The following is an 18,822-nucleotide window of genomic DNA, read 5'->3' as shown; positions in this document are numbered from 1 at the left end:
CCTTCTAAGTGAAGGTGCGCCGAAAGAAGGCAGAGTGATTCCCTGCATCTTTTCATGGCCTTCACTTTATCGTTCTCTCGGAACGTCTTAAAAGTTGTTAGCTACCGATTGAGTTGTAGAGGTTTCTGTTGTTTCTTCGACCTGCTCTGTCGTTTTTGGAAGAACTAGATTCAGGATGATTCCAAGAATCGTCGCCAGTGCCATTCCTTCGAGAGAGAAGTTACCGATTTTAAGTGCCGCGCCTCCGATACCTGTGACGAGAATGACGGCTGTAATCGTCAAGTTCCGTTTATCTGCAAGGTCAATCTTACTTTCCGTCAGCGTCCGGAGACCATTCGACGCGATGACTCCGAACAAGAGGATACTGATTCCACCCATGACCGGTGTCGGAATCGTCTTGATGAAACCTTCGACGTATCCAAGGAAACCGAAGCTGATCGCAAGAACTGCCGCACCACCGAGGACATAAACACTGTAGACGCGTGTGATCGACATGACACCGTTGTTCTCACCATACGTCGTAACCGGTGGTCCGCCAAGCATCGAAGCGACTGTCTTCGCGATCCCATCGCCCAGTACGGTCCGGTGCATCCCTGGATCTAGGAGCGTCTCGCGCCCAATGATCCGTGATGTCACTTTTTGTTCGCCAATGTGCTCCGTCAGTGTGACGAGCGTCACGGGAACAATCAGAAGCAAGGCGGCTGTATTCCACGATGGTGTGTAATTCAAGAACGGAATCGTGAAGTCCGGCACGTGGAACAACGTGGCTTGTTGCAGTGGTGTGAAATCAATGATTCCGACCGATGCCGCGACGAGATAACCAACCGTGATCCCGAACAGGATCGGTATCGTACTCCACATCCCTTTTAAATATGTCATCGCGAGAAGTGTGACAACGAGTGTCACCATCGCGACGAGGAAGTACAGTCCGTTGTACTTACCGTCTGCTCCGTTCATCGCCATGTTGATAGCGGTCGGGGCGAGCGATAAACCGATGACCATGATGACCGGTCCGATGACGACCGGTGGGAGTAAGCGGAGCAACCAAGCAGCTCCCGTGTAGCGGATGAGGAGTGAGACGAGTCCGTAGACGAGTCCAGCGACCATTCCGCCGATTAAAGCATCCTCGACACCCCACCGTTCACTGACGGCGATGATCGGGGCGATGTAGGCAAAACTTGAACCAAGGTATGTGGGTACTTTAAAGCGGGTGACGGCGAGGAAAATCAGTGTGCCGACTCCGCTTGCGACGAGCGCGACCGATGTGTTGAGTCCCGTTAAAAGCGGGACGAGCACGGTCGCACCAAACATCGCGAAGACGTGTTGTAGGCTGAGCATCAGCCAGTTTAGAGGATGGGTAGGTACTTCTTGTACATCAAGTACTGCGGCATGTTTTGCCATATGGATGACTCCCTTTCTGGTCTCTCTGGACCACCTTAAAGGTTTTGAATTTTAGCGTTTAATGAATACTTGATCGGCTTCATCGACTTCGGCGAGCGCGACGACGACTTGCTCATCGCGTGACGTCGGAACGTTTTTGCCAATGAAATCTGGTCGAATCGGTAACTCCCGATGTCCGCGGTCGACGAGGACAGCGAGTTGAATCATACTCGGTCTTCCGTGGTCGACGAGCGCGTCCATCGCGGCGCGAACCGTTCGACCTGTGTAAAGCACGTCGTCAACGAGGACGACGATTTTTCCGGTGATGTCTTCCGGTAGATCAGAGCCTTTGATTTCCGGCTCTAAACTGCGCTTTGACAAGTCATCTCGGTACATCGAGATGTCGACAACACCGAGTAAAACCGGTTTGCCTTCGATCTGTTCGATGCGCTTCGCAAGGCGGCTCGCGAGTGTCTCGCCACGCGTCTTGATTCCAACGATCATTAAATCAGCAATGCCTTTGTTACGTTCGATGATTTCATGGGCGATCCGTGTCAGTGCACGTCCGATCGCAGCTTCATCTAAGATGACGGCTGGTTTCATGGTTTCTCCTTTCATACAAAAGACCTTCTGCGGAAATCCGCAGAAGGTCATCGAAGACAGAATCATGGCATACGTGTTGTATGCATGCCTACGCACGATCGTGGTAGGTTCTCCCTTTCGCAGCCTCTCCGGACTCGATTAAAGGTGATACTAGTTAGGTAGGATCGTCACTCGGACGACCGAAGTGTCAGTAGAGGATGTCTCGCATCGCTCTCTAGGTGATACTCTACCGTTTTATTAGAAAAACGTCAAGACTCTAATTCAAGTTTTTTCAATTGACCGATTTCAAATGTCATCTCTTCTGGGAGCGGTGCTTCAAAGCGCATCCACTCACCTGTGCGTGGATGTTCGAAACCGAGAACCGCAGCATGCAAGGCTTGACCGTTCATTTTCATCGTCTTACGTGGACCATATTTCGGGTCACCGGCAAGTGGGAAACCGATATAACGCATATGGACACGGATTTGGTGCGTCCGTCCTGTTTCAAGTTTACATTCAACGACCGTAAAGCCTTCGTACCGATCGAGAACACGGAAATGGGTCACGGCAGACTTTGAATTCTTATCCGTTACCGTCATCCGTTGACGGTCGTTCTTATCGCGTCCGATTGGGGCTTCGATCGTTCCGAGTTCGTGCGGGATTTCACCGTGCACGAGCGCGATGTAGAGACGTTCCGTCGTCTTCTCTTTTAATTGATGCGCCAGTGACTCATGCGCTAAGTCGTTCTTAGCGACCATCAATAGACCAGACGTATCCTTATCGATCCGGTGAACGATTCCTGGACGTTTGACGCCATTGATGCCTGAGAGATCTTGACAGTGGTGTAATAAGGCGTTGACGAGCGTTCCTGAGACATGACCTGCCGCCGGGTGGACTACCATCCCTTTTGGTTTGTTGACGACGATGACGTCCGAGTCCTCATACACGACTTCAAGTGGGATGTCTTCCGGTAAGATCTCGAGCTCCACCGCTTCCGGGATATGAACGACAATCGATTCCGTTCCCGATAATTTATAGTTCGGTTTGACGACACGACCATCGACTTCGACACGTCCCGATTTCAACCATTCCTGTACTTGCGAACGCGACCAATCGTTTTGTTCTGCGAGCCATTTATCAATGCGCCCTGTCGCTCCATCCGCTTGTACGGACCATGTTTCTACTTCATTCATTTATCCATCGTTCCTTTCTTAGTCAACCGTTCTTCGAACATGACGCTGATCAGCATCGTGATGACACCAAACGTCAAACAGACGTCTGCGACATTAAAGATCGGAAAATTATAGCCGAACGGGAAGAAGTGGAAGAAATCAACGACTTCTCCTCGAACCATTCGATCAATGAAATTTCCGATCGCACCACTAAGCAATAACGCGATGCTCCAAGCAAATACCTTATTTTTCGTGCCTTCCTTGTAGAGGAAGTAAACCAATCCAATGACGACGACGACCGTAACGATGAAGAAAAAGCCGAATTTACCTTCGAGCATTCCCCACGCAGCGCCCCGATTCCGATACGAGTTGAGATAAAAGAAATCCGGAATGACCGTGATCGCTTGACCGATCGTCATGTTTTGAACGACGATCCATTTCGTCAACTGGTCGATTCCAACGAGTAAAGCAGCAATCCCTAAGTAAAGCCACATCCTATTGTCCTCCGCATCCAAAAATAATGAGGGACGTCCTGCGAAGTCGCAGTCGCCCCTCCCTTTGTATCATTATAAAGAATTGACGACTTCAGTACAACGTGGGCAAAGCGTCGGATGAGCCGGATCTTGTCCGAGTTCCGTCGAATATGTCCAACAACGTTCACATTTTTCACCGTCAGCTTTTTGAACCGTGATGCCGGTCGTCTCATACATCTTATCCGTCGTTTCCACGAATTCGAGTTGTGAGACTTGGAGTAATTGCTCAAGATGATCGATTGTTCCGAGCAAGGCTTTCGTCTCTTCCTTCGGTGCAAGCAAGAGTTTCGCTTCGAGTGTCTTACCGACGAGTTTCTCAACGCGTGCTTCCTCGAGTGCTTTTAAGACATCATCGCGGAACGTCAGGAACGCGTTCCATTTCTCGATGAGGGCAAGTCCTTCTTCTGAGACTTCGACCGTTTCTGGAAGGTCTGTCAGGAAGATACTCTTCGTCTCAACAGCTGGTACGAATTCCCATGCTTCGTCTGCTGTGTGAGGCAAGACCGGTGCCATCAATTGCAACAAGGCAACGACTGTATCATACATGACCGTCTGAACCGCACGACGCGATGTCGCGTCTGCTTTTTCGATATACAGGATATCTTTCGTGTAATCGAGGTAGAACGACGACAAATCAAGGACACAGAAGTTGTGGAGCAATTGATAGACCGACATAAAGTCGTACGCATCATATGCTGCTTTTACTTTTCCAACAAGTTGATCCAGTTTCGTCCGCATGAAACGATCTGACTCTGGTAAGTCTTCGAATGCGACACGGTGCGCCGCAGGATCAAATTGATCCAAGTTTCCGAGAAGGAAACGAACCGTGTTGCGGATTTTCCGGTATGACTCTGAGACTTGTTTGAAGTTATCCATCGATGCCCGGACATCAGCTTGATAATCGACAGATGCCACCCACAAGCGAAGAATCTCTGCTCCGAATTGTTGCATGACTTGGATCGGTGCGATCGTATTCCCGATCGATTTCGACATCTTGCGACCTTGACCATCCAGAACGAATCCGTGACTGACGACCGCTTTGTATGGCGCTTTTCCTGTCGTTGCGACGGCTGTCGATAGCGACGAGTTGAACCAACCACGGTATTGGTCAGATCCTTCAAGATAGAGATCCGCTGGACGTGTCAATTCAGGACGTGTCGCAAGGACACCGGCATGTGATGAACCAGAATCGAACCAGACATCCATGATGTCCGTTTCTTTTTTGAAGATACCGTTCGGGCTTGCTGGATGTGTGAATCCTTCAGGAAGCAAGTCGACTGCTTCGCGCTCATACCAGACATTTGATCCGTGAGCTGCAAATAAATTCGCGATATGATCAATCGTTTCTGGTGTGACGATTTCCGTTCCATCTTCAGCATAGAAGATTGGAAGTGGAACGCCCCAAGCACGTTGACGTGAGATGACCCAGTCGCCGCGGTCTTTGAACATGTTGTGGAGACGTGTTTCGCCCCACTCTGGTACCCACTGGACACCTTTGATCTCATCAAGGATTTCCGCACGGAAGTCTTTGATTGAAGCGAACCACTGTGGCGTTGCCCGGAAGATGACCGGTTTTTTCGTCCGCCAGTCGTGTGGATACGAGTGTTTGATGAACGATAGTTTTAAGAGAGCGCCCGCTTCTTCGAGTGCAAGACCGATTTCTTTGTTCGCATCCTCATAGAACATGCCTTCGAATCCAGGAGCTTCTGCTGTCATAACCCCTTTATCGTCGACTGGGCAAAGAACGTCAAGACCGTACGCTTGACCGATCCGGAAGTCATCTTCCCCGTGACCTGGAGCCGTATGCACGACACCTGTCGCTTCCGCTGTAACGTGATCGCCGAGCATGACGAGTGATTCACGGTCGTACAATGGATGTTTCGCCTTCATGTACTCGAAGTCCGCACCATTAAAGACACGTCCGACTGTCGCATCTTCCCATCCAAGTGCTTCGATGACTTCAGGGACGAGTGTTTCCGCTACGATATAGCCTTTTCCTTGATACTCGATCCGCGCATATGTCAGTTCCGCACTGACAGAGATTCCGAGGTTCGCTGGAATCGTCCATGGTGTCGTCGTCCAGATGACGAAATGATCCGTTGGCTCTAAGATGTTTTTCCCGTCCATGACTTGGAACGCGACATAGATGGCAGCTGACCGTTTATCTTGATATTCGATTTCTGCTTCAGCGAGTGCTGATTCAGAAGACGGTGACCAATAGACCGGTTTCTTCCCTTTGTAGATATAGCCTTTGTTCGCCATATCCCCGAACAAACGAATTTGAGCTGCTTCAAATTCTGGTTGCAGGGTGATGTATGGGTTGTCATAATCACCGAGAACGCCGAGACGTTTGAATTGTTCGCGTTGGTGATCAACTTGTTCGAGCGCATATTTTGCACATAATTCACGGAATTCTGCGACCGTCATCGATTTACGATCAACACCGGCTTTTTGAAGTGCAGTTTCGATCGGCAAGCCATGTGTGTCCCAACCAGGCACGTACGGAGACTGGAAGCCATTCATCGATTTGTAGCGGACGATGATGTCTTTTAAGACTTTGTTTAATCCGTGACCCATGTGGATGTCACCATTCGCGTACGGAGGACCATCGTGGAGGATGAACGTTGGCTTTCCAGCATTCTTTTCCTGGACCGCGGCGTAGAGATTCATCTCTTCCCATCGTGCTTGCATATCTGGTTCACGTTTTGGCAAGTTGCCTCGCATTAAAAACTCCGTTTTCATCATCAATAAGGTTTCTTTGTAATCCATCTGACTATCTCTCACCTTTCGCTTTAAAAGTACAAAAAAAGCCAAGCTCATCCCTGAGATAGGGACGAGCTTGGCTGAACTCGCGGTACCACCCTACTAATCCTGCTCGTCAATTCGCCGACACAGGACCGCTTAAGAACTCGATAACGGGAGTGAACCGGCACGGCTTACTGTTCAGTGAACGTTCAGTCATGCTCTCCAAGGGGATACCTCATCTCTTTCGTTGCTCGGGCTTCCACCGTTCCCCGATTCGCTGTCAACCGTCCAAGATGCGACGTGTCCTTGTCATTGATTTGATTTATACGACATCGTCGTCATTATACGCAACTGCTGGAACATCGTCAAGCGCTCCACGAGAAGAGAAATCAAACGCATCCCAGTCGTGACTCGTCAGCAATTCCATCTGCGCATCAATTAGCACTTTGAATCGATTACGATAGAGTTCGATTTTTTTGCGCATTTGCTCTACTTCGAAGTCCGTCCGTTGCGCCCGACGTTGTGCTGCGTCTTGCAATTGCTCTGCTTCGCGTTCTGCCTGCTTTAGAATCAAGCTCGCTTCTTTTGAAGCATTGGCTTTGACTTCTTCTGCTGCTTCCTGTGCGACAATGATCGATTTATTCAATGTTTCTTCCATCGAACTAAAGTAATCGACACGCGCTTGCATATTTTGAATGACTTCCTGTTGTTGACGGTTCTCACGTAACAACAATTCAAAATCCTTGATGACTTGGTCTAGGAATTCGTTCACTTCATCCTCGTCATAGCCGCGAAACTTTCGTGTGAACTCCTTATTATGAATATCAAGTGGCGTTAATGGCATGATGAATTCCTCCTTCGCAGTTTCTTATCCTTTTAAAATACCGTATTGTAGTTTGATTCGATCACGTTTCGTTGATCCGAGAATCGCAATCAATTTGACGCGTCCCGTTCCACGTAAAGAAAGCAGATCACCTTCTTCAAGCATGAAACTCACGTCATCCACTACTTTATAATTCACTTTACTTTCACCCTGTTTAATGAGCGCCTGTGCTTTTTGACGCGAGAAGCCGAGAATTTCACTGACAACTGTATCGAACCGAAGTGAGCTGACGAACCCAAGTGTCTCTTCCCACTCCTGTTCCTTCACTTTCAAACGATCTTCTGCGTCTACGCGCGAAAGACGAATCTTCGTCTTGCCTGCGCGTTCGACGTTTGCTTCGATGTATGTCGCGACTTCGTCTGCGACAGCGAACTGCACTTGATCCTGGATGATGACGTCACCGAATTTGGCACGCTTCAATCCGACGTTCAATAATGTACCGGTGACTTGACGATGAGATAGTTCAACGAATTTAGTAGGATAATGAATGCGATAAATGGAAATGTCAAAGTCATCCGCGTTGTATTCATAATAATCTGGTGCGAGGATTGCCCGTTTACGTTCAGCGCCTTCGAAACCGCCCTCAAAAAAGAGGGCGCATTTCGAACCGACGAGTTCTTGCGTGATTTGTTGTTCACGAGGGTCTAAAAAATCTGTTAATTTGAACGTATACGTCGCTTCCACGTGATCAATCCAGTTCAAGACCGAATCGACGAATTCCCGCTCGCTTCCACGATAATGATCATATACACTCATACAAAAAAGATAGCTCGGATACCCGATTGTGCCAAGTTCAAGACGAGAAAGGCTACAATCGGTGAGATATCTAGCATGCCTCCGATAGGCGGGATGATACGACGGAAGGGTGCTAGGAATGGCTCGACCAACATCGCGAGCACTTGTCCGAATTTTGAATCACGAGCATTCGGGAACCAAGATAGCAAAATATAAACAATCATGACATAACTGTAATATTGTAATAACGTACTTAATGTACGACCAATTGCGTACATCACTTGTGAATCCATATTTACCACCCCTTATGATTAATATCATCTTCTCCTAGAAGATTCGAGATGCTACCAGCCAACTCGACATTGTTTGGAACACAGAGGAGGGTATTCTGACTGATTGTCGTGATCGTTCCATCGAGAGCGAATACGACACCAGATAAGAAGTTGATCATCTGTCGTGATTGATCTTTTGACATACGCTGCATATTGACGATGACAGCACGATTCTGACGAAGATGTTCCCCAATCTCCTGGGCTTCGTTGAAGACACGTGGTTCACTCAAGATAACTTGTGATTTCGTTTTTTTCGTCGCATGTAACGGTACAATATTCGATTGTCTCACGCTGTCCTCCTTTTGAGTAACACTTGGGGTAGATTCCTCGTAATACTCTTCGTACTCTTGTTGTGAAGCACCTCTACCTTTATTTATTGTAGCATCATTTTCATACTCGAGTTCATCTAAATCATCGCTGTTGCCGAGAAATAGATTTTGCATTTTTGATTTGAAACTCATATCCATTCTCCCTTCTTCTCGTTTAGGTGTGAACGAGCGTCGTCCCGACTCGGACGAACGTCGCCCCTTCTTCGATGGCAATCTCGAAATCCGATGACATCCCCATGGATAACTCCGTACATGGAGCATACGACAATTTTTTCGCCTTGACCTCTTCTTGCAATGTTTTTAACGATCGGAAAACTTCACGTATACGTGTTGTATCTTCCGTTAAAGGAGCCATCGTCATCAATCCGATGATACGAATCGCGGGATATTGCCCGATTTCATGTAAAAACGATGGTAGATCCTCCGGCGCGATGCCTTGCTTCGATTCTTCTCCAGAAACGTTGACTTGAATGAAACAATCAATGATCCGATCCGTTCGTTTATTGATTTCTTCCGCCAAATGAAGACGGTCGAGCGAATGCAATACATCAATGGCGTCGATGATTTGACGAACTTTACGTGTCTGTAACGTGCCGATGAAGTGCCACGTACATGCCGTTCGTCCGAGCTCTGCCTGTTTTTCAAGCAATCCGTCCGGACGATTTTCTCCGAGATGGGTAACGCCAGCTGCTAATAATTCAGAAGCAACTTGACTTGAGACTGATTTCGTCACACCAATCAACTGTACCTGCTTTTCAGAAGAACTCTTTTCACTCGCTTTTTCCATTCGTTTTGTAACTTCTTGTACATTATCAAGAATTGACATCCAATGACTCCTTTACGATCAAACTTGCAAAGCGCCCACCGTGGTCGCCGTGGCGATAAGAGAAGTAATCTTCCGCCTGACAGTGTGTACATAGACCTGAGTCAAGGACATCACCCACTCCACAACGCTCAGCTAGCGCAGCGTTCGTTTTTTGTAGCGATAACATCGCTTTTCCATCTTCCTTGCGTATGTAAGGAGACTCATCGAGTTCGAGTGCATCGATTGCATCGATGACCGGTTGATCGACTTCGTAACAACAATCACGAATCGATGGACCAATGACCATTTGAATCGATGAACGACTCGCACCCGCACGTTCCATTTGTTTGACTGTCTCTTCAACGATATTGCTAACAGTCCCTCTCCATCCAGCGTGCGTGTTCGCAATGATTCCTGTTGTCGGATCACAAAAAATCAACGGAACACAATCAGCGAAGAGCATCATCAATAAGACATTCGAATCGGTCGTCACCAATCCATCTGTACCCGGAATCGCTGTTTCGTAATCCAAAGCACCGCGCCCCGAGTCAAGTGTCGTCACCTGTTCGACGTGATTTCCGTGAACTTGCTGTGCCCAAATCGAGTTCTCAAGGGATAGATCAAGTTGACGTGCGATGACTTGTCGGTTCTGGATGACACCGTCGCGATCATCGTTGACATGTAACCCTAAATTTCCGTTTTCATGAGGGGCAGCGAACTTCGTCGTAAAGGCAGCACGCACGGTACCTGTAGGTGTATCCCATTTGATCCATTGTCCAAACATGTTCATGCCTCCTTTGATTTTAAAAAAAGAGGCGCCGCTTTCGCGACACCTCATAGTTTAGCAGTCGTGTCACTGGAACATCGATCAACGATTATTCCGGCGAAGGAAAGATGGGATGTCCATCGTTTCTTCGACATCTGGCGCTTTAGCCGGTTCAGGATTCGAGCTGACAGGTGTCTCTTCGACTTGTGGTTGTGGTTTTGACTCCTCTGTTGGTGGTGGAGTCGCTTGTTTTTTCTTCAAGAGGTTTTTCATCATCTCTTGTGCGGATGGAATTTCGAAATCGAGTGGTTCGTTTTCGAATTCCGTCGCGATGACTGTGACGATGATTTCATCTTCTAGGTTATCATTGATGACAGAACCGAAAATCAAGTTGACTTCCTCATCGGCTGCACTCTGAACAATTTGTGCGGCTTCCGTCACTTCGTACAAGCTAAGGTTCGCACTACCCGTGATGTTCATTAGAACACCTTTCGCACCTTCGATCGATGTCTCAAGCAACGGACTCGAAATCGCTTTTTTCGCTGCTTCCGTCGCACGATGTTCACCTGTCGCGACACCGACACCCATCAAAGCAGAACCTTTTTCGGTCATGATCGTCTTCACGTCAGCGAAGTCAAGGTTGATGAGACCAGGTACGGCGATCAAATCAGTGATACCCTGTACACCTTGACGCAAGACGTTATCCGCTTCTTTAAACGCTTCAAGCATCGGTGTATTCCGATCAACGATTTCAAGTAACTTATCGTTCGGAATGACGATCAACGTATCAACTTTTTCTTTGAAGTTCTGGACACCAGAAACAGCATGTTGCATTCGTTTACGTCCTTCAAACATAAATGGCTTTGTCACGACGCCGACTGTCAATGCACCGATTTCTTTTGAAATCTCAGCGATGACAGGAGCAGCTCCCGTTCCGGTCCCACCACCCATACCGGCTGTGACGAAGACCATGTCAGCGCCTGAAAGGATTTCTGTTAATTGTTCACGGCTCTCTTCTGCCGCTTTTTTACCGATTTCCGGATTGGCACCCGCACCGAGACCACGTGTCAATTTTGCGCCGAGTTGTAATTTCACGTCAGCTTGTGACATGTTCAATGCCTGAGCATCCGTGTTTACCGCGATGAACTCTACGCCTTGGACACCGTGTTCAATCATTCGGTTGACGGCGTTCGAACCGCCACCGCCTACACCGATGACCTTGATTTTTGCTACTTGGTCCATCATTTCATCAAAATGCAACATAAAAAGGGCCCCCTAATATTTTTACTCATTGGATTTTTTGTAGGCATTAACCAAAGAATTTCTCAAAGAAACTACTGAATGACTTTTTCTCTTTTGGAGGCTGTTCACGCGTTGGTCGTTCTTCACGAGCAGGTGATGCCTGTTCGTTCATGAGCAGTGCATCCTGTTCACGTCCATGCGCTACGACTTCTTTCTCTTCCGCCCGATCGAAACCTGATTTCGACACAGTGCTTCTTGAGAGTACATAGCGTAACATACCGGCTGCAACGGCATACTTCGGATGACGAATACCGAGACTAGCAGGCTGATAGACATTGACGCTCTGCTTGAAAATCCGCTTCCCGAGCTGATCAATGCCAGGTAGTGAAGAACTTCCACCACATAAGATCAAACCACTATTCATATGAGCGTATCCCGCTTGCGTCATTCGTTTTTGAATCATCTCGAAGATTTCCTCAAGTCGCGCTTCTAGGACGAATCCGATCTCTGATTGTGGTTCGAAACGGTGTTCACCATTAATCGTGACGTAGGAGACCTTCTCCTCCGGATCACCAAGCGCTTCTAGCGCAACGCCGTACTCTTCTTTAGCAAGTTTTGCGTCTTGATATTTACAGTTCATTTTATACGTTAAGTCACGCGTCAAATGATCACCGCCATAAGGCAACGTCGTCGAGTAGACGAGGTCATTCTTTTCGTAGATGGAAAGAGTAGTCGTCTCATGTCCGATATCGATGATTCCAACACCGAGCTCAAGTTCATCAATCGATGCGGCGATTCTAGATACCGCTAAACTCTCCAGCACATATCCAGCAAGCTCTAATCCAGCCCGTTCAATGGAACGTTTAATGCTATGTAGGATCGTCTTCGCTCCGATGATGAGCTTCCCTGTTACTTCGAGACGATAACCGATCATTCCTCTCGGATCAGTGATTTCTGTTTGCTGATCGACCGTAAACGTCTTCGGTAAGACATCAACCACGCTCAGTTCATTCGGAATCCGCATGACCATTGCAGAATGCAAGACATCCTTCACGTCATCATCCGTGATTTCATTGTCCTCACCTTTGATTGACGTCATCCCTTGGCAATCTTTCACTTGAATGTGCTCGCCTGAAATAGCGACATATACTTCACCAATTGGTTCACCTAGTGTACGTTCCACTTCTGTGACCGCTTGTTTAATGGCATGTACTGTTTGATCGATGTCAACGATGACACCTCGTTTAACACCCGCGGATGGTGCAGAACCTTCAGCAAGAACGTTCAGCGTTCCACCAAGTAGTTCACCGACGATGAGCTTCACCTCCGATGTCCCAATGTCGAGCGCGGCAATCGTACCTTTCGTTTCCATGGGAGTGACACCTCCACTTTCATAATACTAATCCTTTTTATTCCTAATTATATTCTAGGAATCGGACAGGCTTCTTCTCGTTTAAGTCTACACTATATAAATACTTACGAAAAGAAGTTATTGCCCGTCTTAGCGTTCGAATAGATTACGATTTGATGACGATACCGATCATGGTCATCGAATGAAAACACACGTTTGTTTTTTCTTAGACCATCCTCTTGTACCTCTTCTATTTTTTTCCTTTATATGGTTTGAAATAGATGCCTCCATCAATTGTAATCGTTCCTGTTTTTCCTTTCGGTAGGGCAGAAATAACTTTTACATACTCATTCAAAGAGTTTGAAAAAGCAGAAGTACTGAGCAGTACCGTATTTCCGTCTGTCATGAATAATTTCAGACCACCCTTGTCCGTCTTATCATTCGCGACGATTTCGGAGATCCGACTTCGCACTTTTGGCTCAATTTTAACAAGTTCCTTCGTCAACCGTTTCAACGACTGATCTGTAAAACCGGTCAAGATCGGGGCATCGAACAACTCTTCTTTCGATTTACCGGGAATAATTGCTCCATCCGCGAGAACGATTCGGTCTCCCGGCTTATCCTTCGCATAGGCAATCTCTTTTTCTTCCGTCACCGTCACACGATATTGATGCAAAAAGTGCTTTTGCATCGTCGCTTCCTGGATGCCGGGAACTTGTTCGATACGTTCAAGAACGTCTTCGTCCGATAGATTGAAAGCATGCGTCTTATTTACCTTCACTCCAGATGCTTGCAAGATATCCGCTGATTTGACATTGATGTTTCCATCGATTTCAAAACGAGCGACTCGAGAGTAGCTCGACTGTAGATAAAAGACGACTCCGACTAGCAGACCAATCAAAATCAGAACATAGATCAGTCTTCGATTGGCCTTTTTGCGACGTTGTTCACGGATATAAGGTATCTTATCTTCGAGACTGCGGACGTTCTCGTCCTCTTGTGGTCGTCCGACCGCTCTCCGTTCCCTCACGTCTCATTCCCCCTCTATACGTAACAGTTCATTCCCCTATCGGTCTTTTCCTGCAATAGTTTAGTTTTTTTGTCCAGTCAGCCGTAACAATTCATCGACTAAATCTCGCGAAGCGTTCGGCATACCGAGTGAAAGTGCTGCTTCAGACATCTTTTGTTGTTGCGCTAATGCCTGTTCACATGCCTCAAATAACCGATCCCCTGTCAGCTCTTGTTCACGAATCAATAGACTTGCACCTGTCTCAACGAGCGATGAGGCATTGACTTCTTGATGATTTTCCGTCACGTAAGGACTCGGAATAAGAACACTCGGTAAACCAAGCGTCGTCAATTCCGCCAACGTACTTGCACCCGATCGCGAAATGACGAGTTGACTTGCTTTTAAGATGTTCGGTAAATCATATACGAATGGGCGAAGTTGAATACGTTCTGGTACGGAACCGACGCGTGAAACAATCGTATCAAAATGGATTTGACCTGTAACGAAGAGGAGCGACCAGCCTGCTTGTTCGACTTTGGGCATCATATCGACGACTGCTTCGTTGATGGCAGGTGCACCACGGCTTCCACCGTAAATGACAACGAGTGGACGTCCTTCTTCGAAACCGAATCGCCGACGTTCTTCGAGTGGATCAATCTGTAACTCCGCTACTTCAGAAGCGCGTGGATTTCCGATCAGAATCGTCTTTGTCTCATTCTTACCGAAGTGATGTCCGGAGCCTTTGAAAGATAGTGCGACACGATCCACATAACGCGCTAAGAATTTATTCGTGATACCAGGTAAGCTGTTTTGTTCATGGACAAGTGTCTTAAAACCCATTTTTGCTGCCGTATACAGTACAGGTCCACAGACGAACCCACCTGTACCGACGACGATATCCGGTTGGAACTGGCGCAGTAGTCGACGAACACGACGAACGCTCTTGACGAAACGAATACCTGTCTTGACGTTTTCAAAAGATAACGAACGACGAATTCCGGAAATTTCGATCGATTCAAATGGAATTCCTGCCCGACGTACGATATCCGCCTCAAGACCATTTTCTGTTCCGATATAGAGAACCTCACATGGCATGCGTTGTTCAAGTTCTCGAATCATAGCGAGTGCCGGATAGATATGTCCACCAGTACCGCCTCCAGAGACGACGATTTTCATACTGTTGTTCCTCCTACTTCATGTACGGCACGAACGAAATGATTGCCGCGTTCTTCATATGTCTTGTATTGATCCCAACTTGCGGATGCTGGTGACAGCAAAATGATGTCGCCGGGTTGCGATACTTCAAACGCTACTTTCACGGCTTCATCCATCGTTTCTACGACCGTTGCTGAATAACCGTTCTCTAAAGCAAGCGTTCCGAAACGATGCCCCGTCTCACCAAGTCCGATGACATGTTTGACATGCTTCATTGCATCAAGTAGCGGGGTCAAATCCGCTCCACGTTCGAGTCCGCCACACAACCAGATGATGGGTGCCGTAAATCCTGACAACGCTGCTTCCGTTGCGACGTTATTCGTCGCTTTCGAGTCGTTATAGACTTTTCGACCAGCAATTTCACCGATGAACTGTGTCCGGTGCTCTACACCACCAAACGTCCTTAGAACATGTTGAACGTCAGATAATGCTAGGTTAAACGGTTCGACGAGTGTTAAGGCGGCGAGAACGTTCTCGACATTATGCCCACCACCAAGAGCAAGTTCACTAACAGGTAAGATACTCGTCCCATTGATTGTCAACGTATCGTTCATGACTTCTGCATACGCCGATTGACGACGAGAGAACAAGAGTGGCGTTACTTCAGCAGCCTTTCCGAGCGCATTGACGGACGCATCATCGGCATTCAAGACAAGACGATCCGTTTCTTTCATGTTCTTAAATATCCGGGCTTTCGCTTCGCCATACGATTCAAAATTACCATGATAATCCAAATGTGCCGGTGATAAATTCAAAAAGGCTGCCGTATATGGTCGGAACTGCTCGATCCCCATCAATTGAAAACTTGATAATTCAATGACGATGATATCGTCCTGTTTCGCCTGACATGCGATTTCAATTGCCGGGAATCCAATGTTTCCTGCCAAATGTACACGTCGCTTACCGGTTTTCAACAACTCATGGACAAGCGTTGTCGTCGTCGTTTTCCCGTTCGATCCTGTGATGGCAATCCACGTCGCATCGGTTGCTTGATACGCCAGTTCTACCTCTGTCCAAACCGGAATGTCACGTCGTAGCGCTTCTTGTAGCAGATCGATGTGATACGGAATCCCTGGATTCTTGACGATCAAATCGATGTCGTCGAGTAGTGTGAGCGGATGCTCACCATAAACCGTCTTAACATCAAGTGATGCAAGCGTCGCTTGATCACTCTCGGACGGCGTTTTCCCATCATTGACCGTTACCTCTGCACCAACACTCGCTAAATACCGAGCGGCTGCGATGCCACTTTTCGCCGTTCCGAGAACGAGCACTTTTTGATCATTCCATTGTCGTTGTTCCATTGTTGAATCGCTCACTTTCTCTCTTCTTTTTTATTACACGAATAGATAGGCGATGAATGCCATCAAACAGCTGATTCCTGCGAATGTACCGACGATCCGCCATTCGCTCCACCCGACCATTTCGAAGTGGTGGTGAATTGGACTCATTTTGAAAATTCGTTTCCCTGTCGTCTTAAAGGAGATGACTTGTAGAATGACGGATAATGTCTCAACAACGAAAACGATACCGATTAAGACGAGTAGTAATTCCAGTTTTAAGACGATCGATAGACCTGCTAGTGCAGCACCGAGTGCAAGAGATCCTGTATCTCCCATGAAGATCTTCGCTGGGTGCGCATTGAATAACAGGAAGCCGATCAATGCACCGACTGCTGAGAAAGCAAAACAAGCAGCGCCTACTTCATCTGCGATAAACCAACTGTATAATCCGAAGAAGAGGAATGTTGGAATCGCTGTGAATGATACAAGACCGTCCAACCCGTCCGTCAAGTTGACTGCATTTGAGAAACCGACTAACCAGAACAAGGCAACGAACGGATAGATGATTCCGAAATCAAGCTCAAAATCGGTAAATGGAATCGATAGATACGTCGCGTCACTCGTGAATCCACCGCTCAACCAGACGAATAACAATCCGACGACGATTTGTCCAATTAATTTTTGTTTCGAATTCAGACCAAGGTTACGTTTCTTGACGACTTTGATGTAATCATCAATGAAGCCGATGACGCCATACGCAAGTGTTAAAAACAGTAACGATAATTGAGTCGTCGATAGATCGCCCATGACGATCGCACCAAGAACACTGACGATCATCGCGACGAGAATGACGATCCCACCCATCGTTGGCGTTCCCGATTTGACTTGATGCCACTGGGGTCCCTCTTCCCGAATTTCCTGACCGAACTTCAATCGGTGTAGAAATGGAATCGCCTTTGGCATGACAAGTAGTACAACAAGAAATGCAAGAATAAGACTGATGAATAATGTGATCATAGCAGACACCCTTTTTCAAAAATTAGTTTTCGTTCAGATAGGTCAATATCCGTTCGAGCGCCATCCCACGTGACGCTTTCAACAAGACGATCGTTCGTTCTCCAAGCAGCGAACGCAATCGTTTTGCAGCATCCTCGACGGTTGCCGCGAATTGGATTTGGACGGATGGGTCGCTGATTCCTTCAGCAATCCATGCGCCTTTCTCCCCTACTAGGATAGCATGCGAGATCGGTAACGCAATCCGCTTTCCGACCGAGGCATGTAACAAGCGCTCTTGGTCCCCTAATTCATACATATCGCCGAGAACGAGAACGCGCGTCGTATACCCATCTAGTGCAGTGATCGTCTCAATCGCTGCATTCATTGATGTCGGACTTGCGTTATACGCATCGTTAATGACCGCCGTCTCCTCGAAGAGTAGTCGTTCCATTCGCATCGGTGTTAGTTCAACCGCGTCGAATCCTTCCTGAATACGGGCATCCGTCACGCCAAGTGCGCGCGCTGTCGCAATTGCGTACGCTGCATTTCGGACTTGGTGTTTTCCTAAGACTGGTAGATGAAAGGCCGTACCATCGTAAGTAAAGGCTGTTCCGAAAAATGTCGCCTCCGTCGTCTCGATCCGGTACGTATTTCCGATTTGATAGCCAATCTTTTCCGCTTCGACTTCTGCGAGAAGTGATTCATCCCCATCAATAAACAAATGACCTCCCGGTTTAAGGCCAGATTGTATCTCAAGCTTCGCTTTAGCGATACCACTGCGTCCACCGACTTGCTCCGCATGTGATTCGCCGATGTTCGTGACGAGTGCGATATCTGGTTCAGCAAGATTCGACAAGAATTCGATATCGCCAAAACCGTTCATTCCCATCTCAAGCACAGCGACTTCCGTATCAGCCGGCATCATGAGAATCGTTAATGGCATTCCGATATCTGAATTGAAGTTTCCTTGTGTCTTATGTGTCTTGAAGGTCGTCTTGAGTACACTTTCAACCATATCCTTCGTTGATGTCTTCCCATTTGATCCAGTGATGGCAACGACTTTTGGCGCAACCTGCATTAAGTACTGCTTTGCGATCTGTTGCAAGGCAACCAGCGGTTCATCGACTTCTAAGAAAACGACGTCGATATCTGGTCGATCAATGCCTCTCTTCCATAAGGTGACGATCGCTCCTTGTTTTTTTGCACCTTCAAGGAATCGATGTCCATCGACGCGTGCTCCTTGAATCGGAACATAGAGACCGTCTTCAAGTTGCGCGCGTGAATCCGTTGCGAAGTGGCGGACGACACGGTCGTCTTTGACATCGAGATGTAACCACTCAGCAATTTGCGTAATTGTTAACATGATATATACCTCCATTTGATGACAGCAAAAGAGGACGAATGCAAAAGTCAACGAATGACTCCTGTTCGTCCTCGTCTTCCTGTAAAAATCAGGAAATTTGC

General features: G+C 47.5%; 18 protein-coding genes. All 18 read right to left on the bottom strand.

The features are described from left to right. Positions 1-87 precede the first annotated feature (87 nt). The 18 genes from ACHWTJ_RS05945 to murF all read right to left on the bottom strand — a co-directional run bounded on the left by ACHWTJ_RS05945 (position 88) and on the right by murF (position 18,721). Positions 88-1,401, bottom strand: a complete 1,314-nt coding sequence (locus ACHWTJ_RS05945) for a uracil-xanthine permease family protein (RefSeq protein ID WP_294749726.1) — start codon at positions 1,399-1,401, stop codon at positions 88-90. 51 nt (positions 1,402-1,452) lie between these two features. Next, the gene (gene pyrR / locus ACHWTJ_RS05940; protein WP_294749731.1) at positions 1,453-1,983 is read right to left on the bottom strand and encodes a bifunctional pyr operon transcriptional regulator/uracil phosphoribosyltransferase PyrR; all 531 of its coding nucleotides are present in this window, start codon (positions 1,981-1,983) and stop codon (positions 1,453-1,455) included. 248 nt (positions 1,984-2,231) lie between these two features. Further along, positions 2,232-3,155 (bottom strand): RluA family pseudouridine synthase, encoded by a 924-nt coding sequence (locus tag ACHWTJ_RS05935; RefSeq protein ID WP_294749727.1) that lies wholly within the window; start codon positions 3,153-3,155, stop codon positions 2,232-2,234. Beyond that, positions 3,152-3,628, bottom strand: coding sequence for a signal peptidase II (gene lspA / locus ACHWTJ_RS05930; protein ID WP_294749728.1), 477 nt, complete (start codon positions 3,626-3,628; stop codon positions 3,152-3,154). The genes ACHWTJ_RS05935 and lspA overlap by 4 nt, the downstream gene beginning before the upstream one ends. 72 nt (positions 3,629-3,700) lie before the next feature. Then, entirely contained in the window at positions 3,701-6,436 is a 2,736-nt protein-coding gene (gene ileS, locus ACHWTJ_RS05925; protein ID WP_394679254.1) for an isoleucine--tRNA ligase, read from the bottom strand. Positions 6,437-6,734: 298 nt separating this feature from the next. After that, positions 6,735-7,256 carry a DivIVA domain-containing protein gene (locus ACHWTJ_RS05920; protein ID WP_023468794.1) on the bottom strand — a complete coding sequence of 174 codons (522 nt, stop codon included), beginning with the start codon at positions 7,254-7,256 and terminating at the stop codon, positions 6,735-6,737. Between the two features lie 24 nt (positions 7,257-7,280). Further along, a complete protein-coding gene (locus ACHWTJ_RS05915; RefSeq protein WP_294740756.1) occupies positions 7,281-8,051 on the bottom strand; it encodes an RNA-binding protein in 771 nt (256 codons plus the stop codon). Beyond that, a complete protein-coding gene (locus ACHWTJ_RS05910; RefSeq protein ID WP_035406819.1) occupies positions 8,048-8,323 on the bottom strand; it encodes a YggT family protein in 276 nt (91 codons plus the stop codon). Before ACHWTJ_RS05910 ends, ACHWTJ_RS05915 begins: the two co-directional genes overlap by 4 nt. Before the next feature lie 2 nt (positions 8,324-8,325). Further along, positions 8,326-8,652: a cell division protein SepF gene (locus ACHWTJ_RS05905; protein ID WP_231496839.1), complete on the bottom strand. Its 327-nt coding sequence runs from the start codon at positions 8,650-8,652 to the stop codon at positions 8,326-8,328. A gap of 193 nt (positions 8,653-8,845) precedes the next feature. Continuing rightward, positions 8,846-9,517 (bottom strand): YggS family pyridoxal phosphate-dependent enzyme, encoded by a 672-nt coding sequence (locus ACHWTJ_RS05900; protein WP_294740754.1) that lies wholly within the window; start codon positions 9,515-9,517, stop codon positions 8,846-8,848. Then, positions 9,504-10,280, bottom strand: a complete 777-nt coding sequence (pgeF, locus tag ACHWTJ_RS05895) for a peptidoglycan editing factor PgeF (RefSeq protein ID WP_294740753.1) — start codon at positions 10,278-10,280, stop codon at positions 9,504-9,506. The genes ACHWTJ_RS05900 and pgeF overlap by 14 nt, the downstream gene beginning before the upstream one ends. A gap of 84 nt (positions 10,281-10,364) precedes the next feature. Then, positions 10,365-11,525 (bottom strand): cell division protein FtsZ, encoded by a 1,161-nt coding sequence (gene ftsZ / locus ACHWTJ_RS05890; RefSeq protein WP_294740751.1) that lies wholly within the window; start codon positions 11,523-11,525, stop codon positions 10,365-10,367. Between the two features lie 46 nt (positions 11,526-11,571). Further along, on the bottom strand, positions 11,572-12,876 hold the full coding sequence (gene ftsA, locus ACHWTJ_RS05885) for a cell division protein FtsA (RefSeq protein WP_294740749.1): 1,305 nt from the start codon (positions 12,874-12,876) through the stop codon (positions 11,572-11,574). 229 nt (positions 12,877-13,105) lie between these two features. After that, complete coding sequence (locus tag ACHWTJ_RS05880) at positions 13,106-13,885, bottom strand: cell division protein FtsQ/DivIB (protein WP_294740747.1); 780 nt, start codon at positions 13,883-13,885, stop codon at positions 13,106-13,108. Positions 13,886-13,945: 60 nt separating this feature from the next. Then, positions 13,946-15,040 (bottom strand): undecaprenyldiphospho-muramoylpentapeptide beta-N-acetylglucosaminyltransferase, encoded by a 1,095-nt coding sequence (gene murG, locus ACHWTJ_RS05875; protein WP_294745554.1) that lies wholly within the window; start codon positions 15,038-15,040, stop codon positions 13,946-13,948. Beyond that, positions 15,037-16,383, bottom strand: a complete 1,347-nt coding sequence (murD, locus tag ACHWTJ_RS05870; protein WP_294740743.1) for a UDP-N-acetylmuramoyl-L-alanine--D-glutamate ligase — start codon at positions 16,381-16,383, stop codon at positions 15,037-15,039. Before murD ends, murG begins: the two co-directional genes overlap by 4 nt. A 33-nt stretch (positions 16,384-16,416) precedes the next feature. Continuing rightward, a complete protein-coding gene (mraY, locus tag ACHWTJ_RS05865; protein ID WP_294740741.1) occupies positions 16,417-17,379 on the bottom strand; it encodes a phospho-N-acetylmuramoyl-pentapeptide-transferase in 963 nt (320 codons plus the stop codon). 22 nt (positions 17,380-17,401) lie between these two features. Then, entirely contained in the window at positions 17,402-18,721 is a 1,320-nt protein-coding gene (gene murF / locus ACHWTJ_RS05860) for a UDP-N-acetylmuramoyl-tripeptide--D-alanyl-D-alanine ligase (protein WP_294740740.1), read from the bottom strand. Positions 18,722-18,822: the final 101 nt, after the last annotated feature.

It is taken from the genome of uncultured Exiguobacterium sp. (assembly GCF_964277885.1).
Lineage (GTDB): Bacteria > Bacillota > Bacilli > Exiguobacteriales > Exiguobacteriaceae > Exiguobacterium_A.
Note: the sequence above shows the minus strand (reverse complement) of the source record. Positions and strands in the feature narration are given on the sequence as shown.